Raw genomic sequence first — 15411 nt, forward strand, 5'->3', positions numbered from 1 at the left:
TCACAAAATTTATCCATTAAGGAATCTGTGAGGTGCGTTTATCCATGTTCAACAAGGTTCTCGTTGCAAACCGTGGTGAAATAGCCATAAGGGTTATGAGAGCATGCAGAGAACTTAATATCAAAAGTGTCGCCATATACTCAGACGCTGATAAAAATTCATTATTCGCACGTTACGCTGACGAATCACACCCCCTCGGCGGTTCAACACCATCCGAAAGCTACCTAAGAGTGGATAAAATAATAGACATAGCAGAAAAATCTGGTGCAGAGGCTATACACCCAGGTTACGGTTTCCTAGCCGAAAACCCGAAACTTGGCATGGAATGTGAAAAACATGGAATAAAACTCATAGGCCCCAAAAGTTCAGTTATCGAGGCCATGGGCGACAAGATAAGGGCTAGGAAACTCATGAAAAAGGCCAAAGTCCCCGTTGTCCCCGGTACAGTTGAAGGCGTGAAGGATGCTGAAAAGGCCGTTGAAATCGCCGAGGAGATAGGCTACCCTGTCATAGTAAAAGCATCCGCCGGGGGCGGTGGTATAGGTATGAGAACAGTCTATGAAGAAGACGAGCTTGTAAGGGCTATCGAATCCACACAATCGGTAGCATCATCAGCCTTTGGGGATCCCACCGTTTATATAGAGAAGTACCTTGAAAAGCCCAGGCACATTGAATTCCAGGTGCTGGCAGATGAACACGGGAACATAATACACCTTAATGAAAGAGAATGTTCAATACAGCGCAGGCACCAGAAATTGATAGAAGAGGCACCCTCACCTATAATGACACCCGAACTCAGGGAGAAAATGGGTGCAGCAGCTGTCAGAGCCGCCAAGCATATAGGTTACACCAATGCAGGTACTGTTGAATTCCTATACTCCAATGGGGATTTCTATTTTCTAGAGATGAACACAAGAGTGCAAGTGGAACATCCCATAACAGAGGTCATAACAGGTGTGGACATAGTTAAGGAACAGATAAGGATCGCCGCCGGCGAGGAACTCTGCTGCTCGCAGGATGAAATAGGGATAAATGGGCACGCCATTGAATGTCGTATAAATGCCGAAGATCCACTATCAGACTTCAAGCCGACACCAGGTAGGATAACAGGTTACAGGTCACCTGGTGGTATAGGAGTTAGGGTTGACAGTGGCGTTTATATGAACTACGAGATACCGAGCTACTATGATTCAATGATATCAAAACTTATAGTATGGGGCCGTGACCGTGCAGAGGCCATTGAAAGGATGAAAAGAGCCCTCGCAGAGTATATAATACTGGGTGTTAAGACCACCATACCATTCCATAAAGCTATAATGAGGAACGAGGCCTTCAATAGGGGCGAACTCCACACGCACTTTGTAGATCATCATAGGAAGCAGATAGAAGAGGAAATGAGGAGGATAGTCATCGAAGATAAAGAGATGGTAACCAGGTTACAATCAACGTTTCTGCCTTCAAAAAAGGTTGCCGCGATCTCAGCGGCAATAGGAAATTATATGGCATCCAATAAAAAGGTGTTATAAATGAATTATAAGGTTCTTGAGTTCCTATATGAAAACAGGGAAAAGTTCGCATCTGTAGATGAGATAGCGTCAAAATTGGGCCTTGAACTTGATAAAGTCTTGGAAATACTTAAAATCCTTGAGGATAGGGGTTATAAGTTTGAGAAATCAGAGGAAGGGTACAGGTTAAAGGAGCCAAGTGATGATTTATCACCATCTAAGATAAAAAAGGGCTTAAAGACACGTTATATCGGCAGAAAAATCTACTGTTTTGATGAAGTCGACTCCACCAATATTATAGCTAAAGAACTCGCGGAAGACGATGCTAGTGAGGGTACGGTTGTCATAGCAAAGACCCAAACAAGGGGTCGAGGTAGGCGGGGTAAAAAGTGGATATCACCTCGTGGCGGTATATGGATGTCAATAATATTAAGGCCAGAGATACCGCCTGCTGAGGCCCCCCATTTAACCCTTGTAACCGGTGTTGCAGTTGCTAAACTCCTTAAGAGGGAGTTTGGTTTAGATGTTGGGATAAAATGGCCCAATGATATACTTATTGGGGACAGGAAAGTCTGCGGTATATTGACAGAGGCTCATGCCCGTTTTAACACCATAGAATATATTGTTGTGGGTATAGGGATAGATACGAACGTTGACGTGGACTTGTTCCCAGAAGAGTTCCGTGAAGGGGCCACATCCCTCAAAAAGGAGCTTAAGAGGGATGTTGATTCTGTTGATCTTATTAGGAAGCTTTTAGTCGAATTTGAGAAAGTTTATGAGGACTTTAAAAAGGGAATGTTCTCTGAGATATTAAATGAGTGGAGAAGATTCTCAAAGACTATAGGAAGTTATGTTGAGATCAGGAAGCAGTTGGGCGAAATCGTGAGAGGTGAGGCTGTTGGTGTGAACAGTGAGGGTGCTCTTATATTAGAATTGGATAATGGGAAATTAAGGAAGATAGTTTCGGGGGAGTGCATACATCTAAGATAGGCTTTTAGGGACATTCTATGGTGGCAGGTTTTCCGAGATCTCCTCTTACTTTAAATTTTTTGCCTGTAATCTTCTCTGTGACATGTATGTTGGTATAGGCGTGCATTGAGAATTCAACAGTTTTTATTATGGATTTTCCCGCGATTGACATGTATGGTATGATCTGATCACCCATGTATTTATCTATTGGCAACCCTTCTTCTAGGAATCTTATCAGCTCTTCTGCGGCTTCTTTTCCAACGATTTCTGCCGGTTTTCCCTTTTCGCCGAGTGAACTGGCCCCTATTCTGGTGTTGCCTTCGGCCCAGAGTATTATACCTGAGCCTGGTGAAAGGGTATCATTGGAATGTTCTGTTCTTATTTCTGCGTCTAATCCCTCTTTTTGTAGTTCTTTTTGGGCTGCCCGCGCTTGTCTCTCGGCAACGTGTAGTGGGAGTCTACCGGCATGTGATATCCCTTTTATGGATTTTATCCTTGTTTTTGTCAATTTTATTGGTTTTAGTTTTTTTATGGGTTGTATTTTTGCTTCTATGATGCCTCCACCTTTTGGATAGTATCCTCTTTTTAGTAGTTTTATTTTTGCTTTGTAGCCCATCTTTTCTAGTAGGGGTAATGTTACATTTTTTAGGTAGTCTATTGGTGGTGACCATTTGACGTCGGTTCCGCCTCGTATCTTGAATTTTGTTTTGTCTTCTGCGAATGCTGCGGGTATCATCAGTGCCTGGAGTACTAGTCCTATGCTACCTGCAGTTTTAACATCAAAGTAGAAGGTTCCCCCTTTTATTTTTTGTGGGGTGAATTTGATTTCCATGGATCCTATCTTGGCCCCTTTTAGTTTGGCTTCTGTTATTTTGGCTAGTGCTTTGATTGCTGTTAAGTGTTGGTATGAGAGGCCTTTTTTGGGTCTGTTAGCTCTTATGTTGTATATTTTTATTGGGGTTGATGTTAGGGCTGCGAGTGCTGTGGATATTCTTACGAGGGCTCCTCCTCCTTCACCGAATGATCCGTCGATTTCAAGCAAAAATTTTAGCCTCCTAGTATATTTTTTGCTTTTGTTGGTTCCTTTATGGTATCTAATAGTTTTTGGAATGTTTCTTCTAGGATTTTTGCTATCTGGGCCGGTTTTAGTCTTTGTGCGTCTGGTGCTGCAAAGTCTAATCTGAGTGTTGGGGATGCTCCTGGCATTCCAGCGGCTGGTATTGTTATTATTCCATGTTCTTGGAGTAGTAGCATGGCCCAGAGGTATGATGTGTCCTGTGAGGATAATCTTGTTTTAACATTGTGTCTTTGTATTTCTTTTTTTATCTTCTCTGGGCGGATCATGACACCTGTGGGGGTCTTCTGGAAACCTTTGAAGACTTTTTTAAGTTTTTTGTGCACTTCGTCCCTTATTTTAATGGCTTTGAGGATATTTGAGGGTTTGAATTCTTCTAGTGCTCTTACCATCGCTGCTATGAGTGGTGGTTGTGCTTCGAGGCCAAACTGGTATGCTATAGTTTTTATTTTATTGACTAGTCTGGTTTTTCCGGTTAGTATTCCGCCGCGGGGTCCGTTCATGAGCTTGTCTGTGCTTGTAATGGCAAGATCTGCTCCTAGTTCTATTGCTTTGGGTTGTTTGTATATTATTGTCCTTATTCGGGCTCCTGATGCATCATCAACCATTACTGGTATCCCTTTTTTCTTTGATAGGCTGATTATCCTCTTGAATTCTCCTATCTCTATTATTTTATGGTCCATGGTGGCTCCTGTTATGAAGGTGAGAGATGTCCCTGGGGGGATGTGAAATTCTTTGATATTATCGAATTCTAGGTATTCTGCGCCTCTTATTTTGGCACTTTCTGGTATTGATGGGTGTGATGGGGACTCTGGGAGGTAATGTACAATTTTGTCCCCGGGTTTTGTTAAGGCTATGATGGTGGCCAATATCCCTGATGTTGTACGGTTGAATGCTATGGCCTTCTCTCCCCCCAAATGTTCTAATGCCAGTTTTTGAAGTTTTTCTTCGTATACTGCAGGCCCTATATATGTTTCAAGGAGTTTTTTGTCCTCTTTTTTTATGGGAAAGCCGCCTGCGAGGCCTGTGAGGTCATATAGAGCCTCTCTACCCTTTTCATCTAAAGTGGATCTGATTATTTTGAATGCTTGTTCTTTTTTTAGTATTTCATCTTCAGGCCCTTTGATGAGCATGTTCATTATGAGGGGCCCCCTAATAATTATTCCTTTGACCTTTTTTCTTCGGATTTTAATATTATCGCATCATCAGCGGCATTTTTCAAGGCGGCGCTGAAACCGGGCTCTGCCCCGATGACAATGGTGTGTTTGCCATTTTCTTTTGCCTTGTTGATTATGGGGAGAAAATCAGCATCACGAGTCATTAATGCTATTATGTCAATATTAGGATTATAAATAAGTTCCATGGCCTCCACGGCCATGTAAACATCAGTATCACCCGCGACGACAATTGGAGTGAATCCCTGGTTTACGATAGCCTCTATGAGCTTATCAGAAGCATATTGGTTTAAGAGGACTTTACCAACCCTCATATTACCATACTCTGATAATATCTTCTTAACAAGGTCGAGGTCTAAGCTGAACTCCTTCCTAAGCATGTTAGGACCATCAACAAGCAACCCAATATTTTTATCCTCAGATTCCCTTTTCCTTATAGGTATATAATCTCTAATGGATGTTAGTTTTTCAAAACGGCGCATTTTCATCCTCCAATATCATCCTAGTTTTTTTACCTCCCCATGTTAATGCCAATGCCCCTTTCACCATGTGGTGGGGGCTCTTCCCACTCTGGTTGGTTGGCGAGCATTATAAAAAATTCCCATTTGATAGTATGTTTTTTCGTCCTTTTATTCCTTTTACATGAATCAAATTTTTAGAATATTAATTTTTTGGGAGCTGATGAACACATCCAATTGATGTGCCTTTCTTTTAATCCACCTTGGAGTAGAGATCCTATAAACCATTTGAGTCCATCTACAGGTGATGGGTTATGTTCTTGGCCAAGGTCTGTGGCAATTATACACTTCTTATATCCAACATATTTTATGGCCTCTATAATCCTACCCAAGGGTAATTTTTCATGGAAACATGCTACGAGGCAATGTTCAAGTAGGGCCCCCTTTGACATTTCCTTTTGTTCTTCTAGACTTGCACCCACTATTCTAGTCAGGGGGTGATTGACTAGTATTCTTCGTATCCCAGTGGATTTTGCTAAATCTATAACCTCGAGTATCTCATATGGTTTAAGGTGTCCTGTTGCAAGTACTAGGTCATGTTCTGCTATGACTTCCAGGACGTCCTCTATGTTTGAAATGTTAATTTTTTCCCTTGAAATTGTCGGCATCCACACAAATCTGCCTCCAAGTTTTGCCGAGGCCTTCACTGCACTGGGGTTCAAACCTCCAATGGTTTCGTTGAGTGTCACGCCACCTATGACCTTCAAGCCTGTGAGCTTAGATGCTATCCTGGCTCTTGAAGCGGTTGGTTCGACATGATTTTTTATTACTATAGCATCCATTCCTTCGACTTGGGCTTCTCTTGCAACTTCAATATCATCCAATAATCTAGGCACTATATCTGGCCCCGGGTGAATGTGGGTGTCGATCATCCCTTCTAGGCTAACGTTTAACCCTTTCATACAAATTTTCACCCTTAGAATCCATGGCAACGATTAATGGCCCGAATTCTTGGACTTCGAACTCCCATATAGCCTCTGGGATGCCGAGACTTGGCCAATAGACTTTCTTAACCTCCTTAACACTTTCTCCGTAAAGTGCTGCGCATCCCCCCACTGCCGCAAGGTAAACTGCACATTCTTTAGTTAGAGCATCTTGAACATTCTTATCCATGCCACCTTTGCCTATTATGGCCTTAACACCTAAGCTTATGATCTTGGGCTGGTATGGGTTCATTCTAGTGCTTGTTGTGGGTCCTACAACTATGAGATCTACTGGAGGTTCATCTATAATATCTCCTTCTAGTGGCCCTTTCTGTTTTATTATGGGTCCTGCGTGGAATATTACTGTCCCTTCTAGGTTGTATGGTGCCCCTTCTTTTATCATTTTTTTATGTGCACGGTCGCGGGCTGTGAATATAGTCCCTGAAATATAGACGACATCGCCTATCTTGAGCTTTTTAATGTCTTCATCAAATAATGGTGTTTTAAGTTTCGCTTCCACTTTTATCACCCTAATAGAAGAGGGGGGTGGAGAACTTATTATTATTGGGTGGTTTTATAGTAAATATTTTTATTCTTGATAGTGGAGATACTCCAATGTTAGGTAATTAGGGGTGGAGAATTAAATTGTCGAGTGCAAAGAATATTACGGGCCTTTCAAGGTATATTATGAGTCTGCCCTCTACTAGGATTTCCCTACTTTCAATGATATTCCTAAGTTTTGTTATAGGGGCTGTTGGGTTTCTATTAGATCCTATTAGGGGTAGTCTTCTTGAGGATATAATTGATGGTGGCACTAGTGGTGTTATAATATTTGGGTTTGGATCTATCATGGCCGGTGCTTTAACTCAGCCTTGGGTTAATTCTCTTGGCGGTCGGCGGATGAAAATGAAACAGTCCATGTTCCTCGCATTCTTTTCCATGTTAATATTTTCAATAGTATACCTTGTCGGTTGCTTGGCCTCAACACTCCTTGAGATGGATCTTATAGTCAATTTCATAATCTTGGCTTCTGTACTTATTTTCGCTTTCAGGCTCCTTGTTATATGGAGCACTTCTAATATAAGCTTCTTGAATTCTATGTTTATCGCAGCAACTCAACCGGCTCTCATAATTTCTATGGATATTGTTGTGGTGTTTTTAAGCCTCACAACTACCAATATTGGCTATTTCAGTATAGTAGCATTCCTTGTTAAGGCTATAATAGCAGCGATTATCCTAGTATTGGCTATTTACTCCTTTGTACTTGTGGTTGAATCTCCTATGCGACGCAATCTTGGTGTGGGCTCCTTAGAATTTTTAAGCCTATTCTTATCCCATATTACTGAGAATTCACCAGCCCTCGAGGGCCTATTCGAGGAAATAGGCGAACCGATAGATACCATCATAGGAGTGATAGCATTCAAGAAGGGTTCGAAACTTAAGGGATTATTCTTGAGCCCGTCTGTGCACCCTGGTCCAATTGGTAGTATCGGTGGGGGTAACATGCCAACATTACTCGCTGAAAAATTTAACACTTTTACAATGGTGGCCCATGGGCCTTCAACACATGATTTCAATCCAGTATCTACAAAAGAAATTGAAAAGATGGAAAAGGCGATAAAGGATGCTCTAGATGGTATGGAATACTATGGGCATGCCAGCAGATTTTATAGGCTGGAAAATGATAATGCTAAGATTGGAGTGCAATTTTTTGGTGATGGTTTACTGTTGTTAGCTACTATGGCACCTGATGGTTTTGATGATATTGATTTTGGGGTGGGTCTTTCCCTTATAAACTTTGCTAGAAGTCGTTGCAATTCAAAGAATGTTATACTAGTTGATTGTCATAATTCATTTAAAGGAGAGGCTAGCAGGGTCATGCCAGGTAACAGTGAAGTTTTTGATTTTATGGATGCTTTGGAGGAACTTAAATGTCCAAAGGAGATGAAAGATTTGAAGGTTGGTTGTGCATCCAATACTCTAAAAGGGTTATCAAAGGAGGATGGTGTGGGTCAGAGTGGTGTGAAAGTCCTCTTAGTTGAAGTGGATGGTCAAAAGACAGCGTATATCCTCCTTGATGCGAATAATATGGTTCAGGGTTTCAGGGAGGAGATACTTGAAAGTGTGAAGTCCCTTGGCATCCAAGATGGTGAGGTTATGACCACTGATACACATTATGTGAACACTCTTTCAGGAGGCCATAATCCTGTGGGTAAAAGGAAAAGGGATAAGATCATAAAGGCTATACTTGAATGTGTAGAATCTGCAGTTGATGATTTAGAGCCTGTGGAGGTGGCTTGTGCCACTGCAAGGGTGAAAGGTCTTAACACTTTAGGCCCTACTAATTCAACCGAGCTTGTATCAACGATAAGTTCTATTGTGGCTGTTAGCAGAGTGTTGGCCCCGATAATTTTCTTGATAGCATTGGTGTTTGTTCTTGTATGGATATTCTATCTAAACCTTTAGATTGTGGTTGTGGTTAGTAGGATTGCCCATACCATGAACCAGATGAATATGAATGGGAGAACACCATTTGATAGCCATCCTTTGAAACCACCAACTTCTTCCTTTTCAAAGATTCTCTCTGCAATATTCCCGGTTAAGAGCAGGATTATAAGGCCTATGAATGTTCCGAGGGCTTGATTTTTACCAATCACGGGTATGGAACCGCCTGATACTATGAATGAGATTATGGCAGCTATAAAACCTGCCAGGCTATGGATTGCTGTTATTTTGGCGTCAACGTCCATCTAAATCTTACCTCCATGAAAAAATTCATAAAGGATGTTATCACCTAATATTTAATAAAACTTTGCCACTAAAAGTCATGGACTATTTTTTTGTGGTGGATGCTGATGAAGACAATGTCAAATGTTGATGTGTTTGCAGTAGCCCATGAATTAGATGGACTATTGAAGGGTGCGAAGGTTAATAAAGCCTATCAGCCATTAGAGGATACTATAATTTTGAGGTTGCATGTTAAAGATGAGGGTAGGGTAGATCTTCTCATACAAGCCGGTGTAAGGGTACATATAACACGTTACCCTTTAGAGAATCCTATGGTGCCCCCATCATTTCCAATGTTATTGCGCAAACACCTTAAGGGTGGAATAATACAAAAAATTGAACAATATGATTTTGATAGGATACTGAAAGTGAGGATAAAGAGGGACAGGATATACACGCTAGTAGTTGAATTATTTGGGAAAGGTAACATAATACTCCTAGACGAGGATGATAAGATAATATTGCCACTTAGGAGGGAGGTATGGAGTGAGAGGAAAATACTACCCGGAGAAACCTACAAGCACCCCCCAGAGCATGCCATAAACCCACTAGAAGCTGATATGGACCAGTTAACCCGGCAGATAAAGGAATCAGAGACTGATATTGTAAGAACCCTTGCACGCAATGGACTTGGGGGCTTATACGCCGAGGAAGTACTCTTAAAAGCCGGGATCCAGAAAAACCTGCCAGCAAACAAACTAAACACAAATGATATCAGAAAAGTTTATGAGGCGATCAATGAGACCTTCAAACCCCTCAAAAAATTGGATTTCACACCCAACATTATCGAGGACAAAGATGTTATACCACTAGAACTTGAAATATACAAGAACAGAAAACGAGAATACTACAACACCTATAATGAAGCTGCTGACGAATTCTTCGCGAAAAAAATCCGGGAAAAAATAAAAAGGGAAAAAGAAAAAATATGGGAAGATAAAATAAAAAAATACGAAAAAAGATTAAGAATACAAAAGGAAACCCTTAAAAATTACAAAAGAAAAGCCAAGGAATCCTCCCTAAAAGGCGACCTAATCTACTCAAATTATAAACTAATCCAAAACTTACTCAAAACCATATCAAAGGCCAGAAAAGAATACCCATACGAGGAAATACTTAAAAGATTGAAAAAGGGTAAAAAAGAGGGCATACCAGAAGCTCAGCTAATAGAATCAGTCGACAAGAAAGGCAAAATCACAATAAGAATAGAGGACAAAACAATAACCCTAGACACGACAAAAAGCCTCGAAGAGAACGCCGAAGCATACTATGAAAAAGCCAAAAAGGCCAAGAAGAAAATAGACGGAGTCAAGGATGCTATCCGCCAAACCAAGGATAAAATAAAGGAGATTAAGGAAAAAAGGGAAATATCACTCAAAAAGATAAGCCTGCCAGAGAAGAGGTTAAAAAGGAAGCTTAAATGGTTCGAAAAATTCAGATGGTTCATCTCGTCTCAAGGATTCCTAGTATTGGCTGGTAGAGACGCCACAACCAATGAAATACTCGTGAAAAAATACATGGAAGACAAGGACCTCTACCTCCACTCAGACATCCACGGCGCCCCATCAGTCATAATAAAAAGTAAAGGAGAGAAAATACCGGAAAACACGATAAAAGAAGCCGCAATATTCGCAGCATCATTCTCTAACGCGTGGAAACAAGGCTACAGTCACCTTGACGTTTATTGGGTTCACCCCGATCAAGTTACAAAAACACCACCACCTGGAGAATACGTGCAAAAAGGAGCATTTGTAATAAAAGGCCGAAGAAATTATATAAGAGGAGTGCCACTTGAAATAGCAGTTGGCATAATAGACTATGAAGGTCCAAGGATCATGAGCGGCCCTATAAGCGCCCTCAAAAAACACGCGAGAGAGTATGTTATAATAAAACCTGGTTACACTAAAAAAGAGGCCATAGCCAAGGAGATACTTAAAAGGATAGACCTTGATCAGCTTTTCACCCTTGAGGATATTATGAGGGTCCTCCCACCAGGGAAGTGTGATCTCGTCTAGGATCTTTTTTTCAGCTGCTTTTTAAGGAGGAAATTTAAATCTATAACATATTTTCCTTCTTCATCTGATACTATTATGGAATCGTCCTCGAGCAGAGGCGTCAGGTTAACCTCGTAGATGCCATTTTCGTGTATCATTATAGTTTCTATGGAACCGCTTGGACTTTTATTTTCTTGCTTTTTCTTGTGGGTATACTTGAAGTATCTGCCACCACACTTGGGGCATCCATCTGAGAGTTCTGCAACACTTTTGTACTTGGCACCGCAGTTAATGCATTGATGCACTAGAATCACCAATCTTCGCAATCATGGAAAGGAAATTGGACCCCTTTTTCACTGTTTTCATGACATTGGCTGGGCCGATTATGGTGAGTCCAACGGTCTTCTTCTTTGAGAAGCCAAAGAGTTTCCTTTCATCCTTTTCCAAAGTGTGTATATCTATCCCTACGAAGTTTTCTATGTCTATTTCCCTCATTGTCGTTTCTATGAGTTCTGCCTCTTCTGAGGGTGTGAGGCTCCCTTCTAGTACGAGGATGTCCCCATCTTTCACCCTTTCTATAATCATTGAAACCTTTTCAATGCTACTTTTATCCTCAAGGGCCTTTGACGATAAAAAATCCATTTTTAAGCCTTCCATTTTTTTTAACCTCTAACTAAATTTTTTCAACATTTCCATGTATAATTCTTCTATGTTTTCCTTGTGTAATGCTGATATTGGAATGACAGTATGTTGTGGGAAAACTGCTGATATTCTATCCTCTGATGATTCTGGCAAGTCTATCTTATTTGCTATTATGAGGAACGGTATCTTCCTTGCCTCCAAGTTCCCTATTATTGTTATGTTTGCTTGTGTTAAAGGATCCTCAGTGGAGTCCATGACGAGGAGAACCCCTGTAACATCATCCAACCATTTTATGGCCTCTATTATACCCTTCGTAGCCTCCTTGGCCCTTTCTTTGGCTTCTCTCTCTGACAATCCATATTTTAGGAAATTCTTGTAGTCGACTTTTGTAGCCACTCCTGGGGTGTCTATAATGTCAAAGCATAATTTGGCCCCGTCTTTTTCGATTACAACCTCCTCTTGTTTATAGACAGATCTTGTCTCATGGGGTATGTCTGATATTATCCCTAGGGGTTTTCCGATCCAATCTTCACAGATTGCATTTGCTAGGGTGGTTTTACCCGAATTCGGATGCCCGTATAAGCCTATTTTAACTTTCTTTTTCCTTCGAAGTAATTTGTCTAATAGTTTTCTGAAAAAGGTATTCATCCTACTCAACTCTATTTTTTGTATGTTTCACCGGGCTCTAATATTATAACTTTTATGGGTGTTTCCTTTTCTATTATTTCTTTGAATATGCGGGGGTCTTGTTCTATAACTGGGAAGGTATTATAATGCATTGGTATGACTTCCTTAGGGGATATCCATTTGGCTGCTATTATAGCGTCTTCCGGTCCCATGGTATAACGGTCGCCTATTGGTAGGAGTGCGATATCTGGTTTGTAGATTTCTCCGATAACTGTTTTCATGTCGGTGAATAAGCCTGTGTCCCCTGCGTGGTATATTTTTTGACCGTCTTCTAATTGGAATATGAACCCGCAAGCGCTGCCCCCGGGGGTCATTTCATCTGTGAAGTTTATGTCAGAGGTGTGTTTGGCATCTACCATGGTTACTTTGATGTTGTCGAATTTTAGGGATCCTCCAATGTTCATTCCCTCACTTTCAAGTCCTTGTTTCGAGAAGAAGACTGAAATTTCGTGGGTGCTTACGAGGAGTGCCTTGTTTCGGTTGGCTATTTCCATGGCATCACCAACATGGTCTGCATGTCCATGTGTTACAAAGATTAGGTCAGCTTCTAAATCTTCTACTGGTATGTCACAGGTTGGATTGTTGCTTATGAATGGGTCTATGAGTATCTTGGTTCCTTCTTCTGATACTATTTCGAATGCTGAATGTCCAAACCATCTAAGCTTCATCAGACTAACCTCCTATTGATATCTCTTTAGAGAGGCTCCAAGCTTTTTCGAATAATTTTTCTATTTCTTTGATGGATCTTTTGTCATTGTATATTACGCCCACTTCAAAGCTGTCATATATGGGGTCTGTGGAGATTATAAGACCTTTTTTATTATCTACGACAGCTGCGACTGTATGTACATGTGGCATCGTCCTTACATCTACGTTATTGTCTATTAGGAGTTTTATGAGTTCTACTGAGGCGTCATCGTCTAGGCTGGCTTCTTGGATTATTAGTTTGCTTTTTGTGTCCATGCATTTTTTTAATATTGAAGTGTCTAGGTTGCGGATCCAAGGATACATTAGGACTATGCTTTCTTTGGCTCCTGTTAGTATATCTTGCATGGTGTCTTGGACGTCAAGGGCGTCGAATGACCATATTATGGTACTTTTCATCTTGCTAAGAACTCCTTTAAGTGGGCTTAGACGTTCTTCTATAACTTCATCAACACCTTCAACGTCTCTCATATACTTTCTTTTAAGGGATTGTAGACGCTCTTTAACAAAATCAGAATCTTTAGCTTTTGGCTCTTTGGCGGGTTTTTTGGGGGTTTTTTCACTGGATGGTTCCTTTTCAGGTTTTGTTTCGGTTTTTGGTTTTTCTGTGGTGTCTGGGTGGGGCTTTTTTACAGGTTTGATTGGAGTCGGCGCTTTAGTGGGCTTGCTTTGGGTCTTTACAGGTTTGATTGGAGTTGACGCTTTAGTGGGCCTGCTTGGGGTTTCCTCTTCTTTTTCTGTTTTTAATGTTTCCTCGATACTTGGATGGGACTTTTTGGCAGTTTTTTGTCCTTTGTCTTTTATTGGCTTTTCACGTTCCTTGGTGGGTTCTATTTCGGTTTTTAGTTTTTCCATGATCCCTGGACGGGGAGTTCTCGAGGTTCTAGTAGGTTTTTTTGTTGTTTTTCTTTTAGGGGTTGTAGTTGTTTCAATCCTTAATGATTGCAAGTCTATGCTCCCTGCGAATAGCACTATCATAAGCATTCCAGTGACGAATAAGCATAATCCTAAAAGGAATAAGCCAAAACTGGGTGGTATTCCAAAGCCAAAGGTCATGAGATAAAGTCCAATAATTAGTAGGCCCACGCCTCCAATGGTGATTAGGAGATAAATCAATTTGAATGCCCTCCCCAAAAACTATCTACTTATAATAGTATTATAAATTAAAAGTCTAATATAAGGGTTTGGTGATGGTTATGATTGATGAGAGTGGTCAAGGCGCAGCAGAATACATATTATTATTCGCAGCTGTCATAATCTTTGCAATTTTAGCATTATTATTTTATCATGCATACTTCCAGGGCCCGGATATTTCGATTTCTGAGGATTTGAACAGTGTAAGGGGGAATCTCAGCCAAAGGATAAACTAGTAATATTCTCTCACCTTGAAATATTGTATAAGACGCTTGAATTCCTCTATTGAATTTCTTTCATCACTTAATGCCCATGATAATCTCCTGATTATCCTCTCCTTATTCGTGGAGTCTAGTATGAGTATCTCACGTATCATCCTATTAAAAAGAGTATAATCCTTCATGCCAGCGAGCACCATTTTCGCCTTGAAGAGCTGTTTAAGCTTCCTATATGCCCTTTCAGCCTCCCCAGCATCCTCTGATTCCATCTTCTTGAATAGTATGCCTATCTCGAACGGGTCCTTCCTGGTGAGGGCGAACACTATACCATCAGATTTTATGGATTGTATCCTTTTAACATTATTATAAACACTAAGATCATAATCTATGACTTGTATCTTCCCATCTTCTAGTAGTTTCATCAGCGCCTCATTAATACTCTTATCAGAGACAGGCCTATCTAAAATTTCCCTGATCTTCTCAGCTATATCTTGCCTTGAAAGATCATTATCAGCGAGTAATCGGAGTATGATCTGATCAATATTATATTTCCTCGGCACTCTAAACACCCAATATGGTGAAAATATACACAATACACTATAAATATATTGTGAAAAAATTTTTATCTTAAGAAAAGTTTATAATAGAACAAACCTATATTAATAGTTAGTAATATGGGAGGTGTAATATGATGAGATTCTTAAAGGATGAGAAAGGACAAGGAGCAGCAGAATACATACTACTATTCGGTGGCGTAATCGTCATAGCAATAGTAGCACTACTAATCTACAAAAGCTACTTCACCCAACAAAACTTATCAGCTGGTCAAGACATACAAACTGTAAGAACCAACGTATCATCACCTTAACCCATAAGTTGTATAAGTTGTAAGAGCAGGATTATCTTGTTAGAAGAAGAGGCTCAAGTCAGTGCTGAAATGATATTGATCATAGGTGCGTTGTTAGTCATAGTGATAGTTGTAGGAGTGTATGTCAGAGATATTGCAGGTACTATTGCAGGGAACATCACCGATGTAATAAATGCATCCCGTGATTCTACTATTCAGAAGTTATGAAAAA

Annotated in this window: 19 protein-coding genes; 7 read left to right on the plus strand and 12 right to left on the minus strand. The window is 40.6% G+C overall.

The window, feature by feature from the left end:
* Window positions 1-44 precede the first annotated feature (44 nt).
* Both QFX38_03540 and QFX38_03545 read left to right on the plus strand, forming a co-directional pair.
* The gene (locus QFX38_03540; GenBank protein ID MDI9623943.1) at window positions 45-1526 is read left to right on the plus strand and encodes an acetyl-CoA carboxylase biotin carboxylase subunit; all 1482 of its coding nucleotides are present in this window, start codon (window positions 45-47) and stop codon (window positions 1524-1526) included.
* Window positions 1527-2495 (plus strand): biotin--[acetyl-CoA-carboxylase] ligase, encoded by a 969-nt coding sequence (locus tag QFX38_03545; GenBank protein ID MDI9623944.1) that lies wholly within the window; start codon window positions 1527-1529, stop codon window positions 2493-2495.
* 4 nt (window positions 2496-2499) lie between these two features.
* On the opposite strand, the gene rtcA is transcribed toward QFX38_03545, so the two are convergent.
* The 5 genes from rtcA to QFX38_03570 form a co-directional block, all read right to left on the minus strand.
* Window positions 2500-3516: an RNA 3'-terminal phosphate cyclase gene (gene rtcA / locus QFX38_03550; GenBank protein ID MDI9623945.1), complete on the minus strand. Its 1017-nt coding sequence runs from the start codon at window positions 3514-3516 to the stop codon at window positions 2500-2502.
* Window positions 3517-3521: 5 nt separating this feature from the next.
* Window positions 3522-4688, minus strand: coding sequence for a TIGR03576 family pyridoxal phosphate-dependent enzyme (locus QFX38_03555; protein ID MDI9623946.1), 1167 nt, complete (start codon window positions 4686-4688; stop codon window positions 3522-3524).
* A gap of 20 nt (window positions 4689-4708) precedes the next feature.
* Complete coding sequence (locus QFX38_03560) at window positions 4709-5206, minus strand: TIGR00288 family NYN domain-containing protein (GenBank protein ID MDI9623947.1); 498 nt, start codon at window positions 5204-5206, stop codon at window positions 4709-4711.
* Window positions 5207-5379: 173 nt separating this feature from the next.
* Window positions 5380-6144, minus strand: a complete 765-nt coding sequence (locus QFX38_03565; protein ID MDI9623948.1) for a DUF6282 family protein — start codon at window positions 6142-6144, stop codon at window positions 5380-5382.
* Window positions 6125-6685, minus strand: a complete 561-nt coding sequence (locus tag QFX38_03570; GenBank protein MDI9623949.1) for a FumA C-terminus/TtdB family hydratase beta subunit — start codon at window positions 6683-6685, stop codon at window positions 6125-6127. Before QFX38_03570 ends, QFX38_03565 begins: the two co-directional genes overlap by 20 nt.
* A gap of 167 nt (window positions 6686-6852) precedes the next feature.
* On the opposite strand from QFX38_03570, the gene QFX38_03575 reads away from it, so the two are divergent.
* Entirely contained in the window at window positions 6853-8631 is a 1779-nt protein-coding gene (locus QFX38_03575) for a DUF2070 family protein (protein ID MDI9623950.1), read from the plus strand.
* On the opposite strand, the gene QFX38_03580 is transcribed toward QFX38_03575, so the two are convergent.
* Window positions 8628-8915, minus strand: a complete 288-nt coding sequence (locus QFX38_03580) for a hypothetical protein (GenBank protein MDI9623951.1) — start codon at window positions 8913-8915, stop codon at window positions 8628-8630. The genes QFX38_03575 and QFX38_03580 overlap by 4 nt on opposite strands.
* Window positions 8916-9020: 105 nt before the next feature.
* Here QFX38_03580 and rqcH point away from each other — a divergent pair, with 105 nt between their 5' ends.
* Window positions 9021-10967, plus strand: coding sequence for a ribosome rescue protein RqcH (rqcH, locus tag QFX38_03585; protein ID MDI9623952.1), 1947 nt, complete (start codon window positions 9021-9023; stop codon window positions 10965-10967).
* Here the strand turns inward: rqcH and QFX38_03590 are convergent.
* Genes QFX38_03590 through QFX38_03610 form a run of 5 tightly spaced genes read right to left on the minus strand, consistent with a single transcriptional unit; the run spans window position 10964 to window position 14096 of the window.
* A complete protein-coding gene (locus QFX38_03590; protein MDI9623953.1) occupies window positions 10964-11251 on the minus strand; it encodes a Zn-ribbon containing protein in 288 nt (95 codons plus the stop codon). The genes rqcH and QFX38_03590 overlap by 4 nt on opposite strands.
* A complete protein-coding gene (locus QFX38_03595) occupies window positions 11235-11588 on the minus strand; it encodes a DUF2073 domain-containing protein (protein MDI9623954.1) in 354 nt (117 codons plus the stop codon). The genes QFX38_03590 and QFX38_03595 overlap by 17 nt, the downstream gene beginning before the upstream one ends.
* 27 nt (window positions 11589-11615) lie before the next feature.
* Window positions 11616-12236, minus strand: coding sequence for an Era-like GTP-binding protein (locus QFX38_03600; GenBank protein ID MDI9623955.1), 621 nt, complete (start codon window positions 12234-12236; stop codon window positions 11616-11618).
* An 11-nt stretch (window positions 12237-12247) separates the two neighbouring features.
* The gene (locus QFX38_03605) at window positions 12248-12943 is read right to left on the minus strand and encodes a metal-dependent hydrolase (protein ID MDI9623956.1); all 696 of its coding nucleotides are present in this window, start codon (window positions 12941-12943) and stop codon (window positions 12248-12250) included.
* 4 nt (window positions 12944-12947) lie between these two features.
* On the minus strand, window positions 12948-14096 hold the full coding sequence (locus tag QFX38_03610) for a hypothetical protein (protein ID MDI9623957.1): 1149 nt from the start codon (window positions 14094-14096) through the stop codon (window positions 12948-12950).
* 80 nt (window positions 14097-14176) lie between these two features.
* Here QFX38_03610 and QFX38_03615 point away from each other — a divergent pair, with 80 nt between their 5' ends.
* On the plus strand, window positions 14177-14350 hold the full coding sequence (locus tag QFX38_03615) for a class III signal peptide-containing protein (GenBank protein MDI9623958.1): 174 nt from the start codon (window positions 14177-14179) through the stop codon (window positions 14348-14350).
* On the opposite strand, the gene QFX38_03620 is transcribed toward QFX38_03615, so the two are convergent.
* Window positions 14347-14892, minus strand: coding sequence for a hypothetical protein (locus QFX38_03620; protein ID MDI9623959.1), 546 nt, complete (start codon window positions 14890-14892; stop codon window positions 14347-14349). The two genes, QFX38_03615 and QFX38_03620, sit on opposite strands and share 4 nt — an antisense overlap.
* A 131-nt stretch (window positions 14893-15023) precedes the next feature.
* On the opposite strand from QFX38_03620, the gene QFX38_03625 reads away from it, so the two are divergent.
* Both QFX38_03625 and QFX38_03630 read left to right on the plus strand, forming a co-directional pair.
* Entirely contained in the window at window positions 15024-15200 is a 177-nt protein-coding gene (locus QFX38_03625) for a class III signal peptide-containing protein (protein ID MDI9623960.1), read from the plus strand.
* 36 nt (window positions 15201-15236) lie between these two features.
* Window positions 15237-15407 (plus strand): class III signal peptide-containing protein, encoded by a 171-nt coding sequence (locus tag QFX38_03630; GenBank protein MDI9623961.1) that lies wholly within the window; start codon window positions 15237-15239, stop codon window positions 15405-15407.
* The last annotated feature ends 4 nt before the right edge of the window (window positions 15408-15411 follow it).

This window comes from Methanothermobacter sp., assembly GCA_030055615.1.
In the GTDB taxonomy this organism is placed as follows: domain Archaea; phylum Methanobacteriota; class Methanobacteria; order Methanobacteriales; family DSM-23052; genus Methanothermobacter_A.

What these genes read in the sequence shown, in the direction of transcription:
- rqcH (MDI9623952.1), top strand. Translation starts at nt 9,021, where the DNA reads ATGAAGACAATGTCAAATGTTGATGTGTTTGCAGTAGCCCATGAATTA.
- QFX38_03615 (MDI9623958.1), top strand. Translation starts at nt 14,177, where the DNA reads ATGATTGATGAGAGTGGTCAAGGCGCAGCAGAATACATATTATTATTC.
- QFX38_03600 (MDI9623955.1), bottom strand. Translation starts at nt 12,236, where the DNA reads ATGAATACCTTTTTCAGAAAACTATTAGACAAATTACTTCGAAGGAAA.
- QFX38_03540 (MDI9623943.1), top strand. Translation starts at nt 45, where the DNA reads ATGTTCAACAAGGTTCTCGTTGCAAACCGTGGTGAAATAGCCATAAGG.
- QFX38_03575 (MDI9623950.1), top strand. Translation starts at nt 6,853, where the DNA reads ATGAGTCTGCCCTCTACTAGGATTTCCCTACTTTCAATGATATTCCTA.
- QFX38_03555 (MDI9623946.1), bottom strand. Translation starts at nt 4,688, where the DNA reads ATGAACATGCTCATCAAAGGGCCTGAAGATGAAATACTAAAAAAAGAA.
- QFX38_03625 (MDI9623960.1), top strand. Translation starts at nt 15,024, where the DNA reads ATGAGATTCTTAAAGGATGAGAAAGGACAAGGAGCAGCAGAATACATA.
- QFX38_03595 (MDI9623954.1), bottom strand. Translation starts at nt 11,588, where the DNA reads ATGGATTTTTTATCGTCAAAGGCCCTTGAGGATAAAAGTAGCATTGAA.
- QFX38_03605 (MDI9623956.1), bottom strand. Translation starts at nt 12,943, where the DNA reads ATGAAGCTTAGATGGTTTGGACATTCAGCATTCGAAATAGTATCAGAA.
- QFX38_03545 (MDI9623944.1), top strand. Translation starts at nt 1,527, where the DNA reads ATGAATTATAAGGTTCTTGAGTTCCTATATGAAAACAGGGAAAAGTTC.
- QFX38_03560 (MDI9623947.1), bottom strand. Translation starts at nt 5,206, where the DNA reads ATGCGCCGTTTTGAAAAACTAACATCCATTAGAGATTATATACCTATA.
- QFX38_03580 (MDI9623951.1), bottom strand. Translation starts at nt 8,915, where the DNA reads ATGGACGTTGACGCCAAAATAACAGCAATCCATAGCCTGGCAGGTTTT.
- QFX38_03565 (MDI9623948.1), bottom strand. Translation starts at nt 6,144, where the DNA reads ATGAAAGGGTTAAACGTTAGCCTAGAAGGGATGATCGACACCCACATT.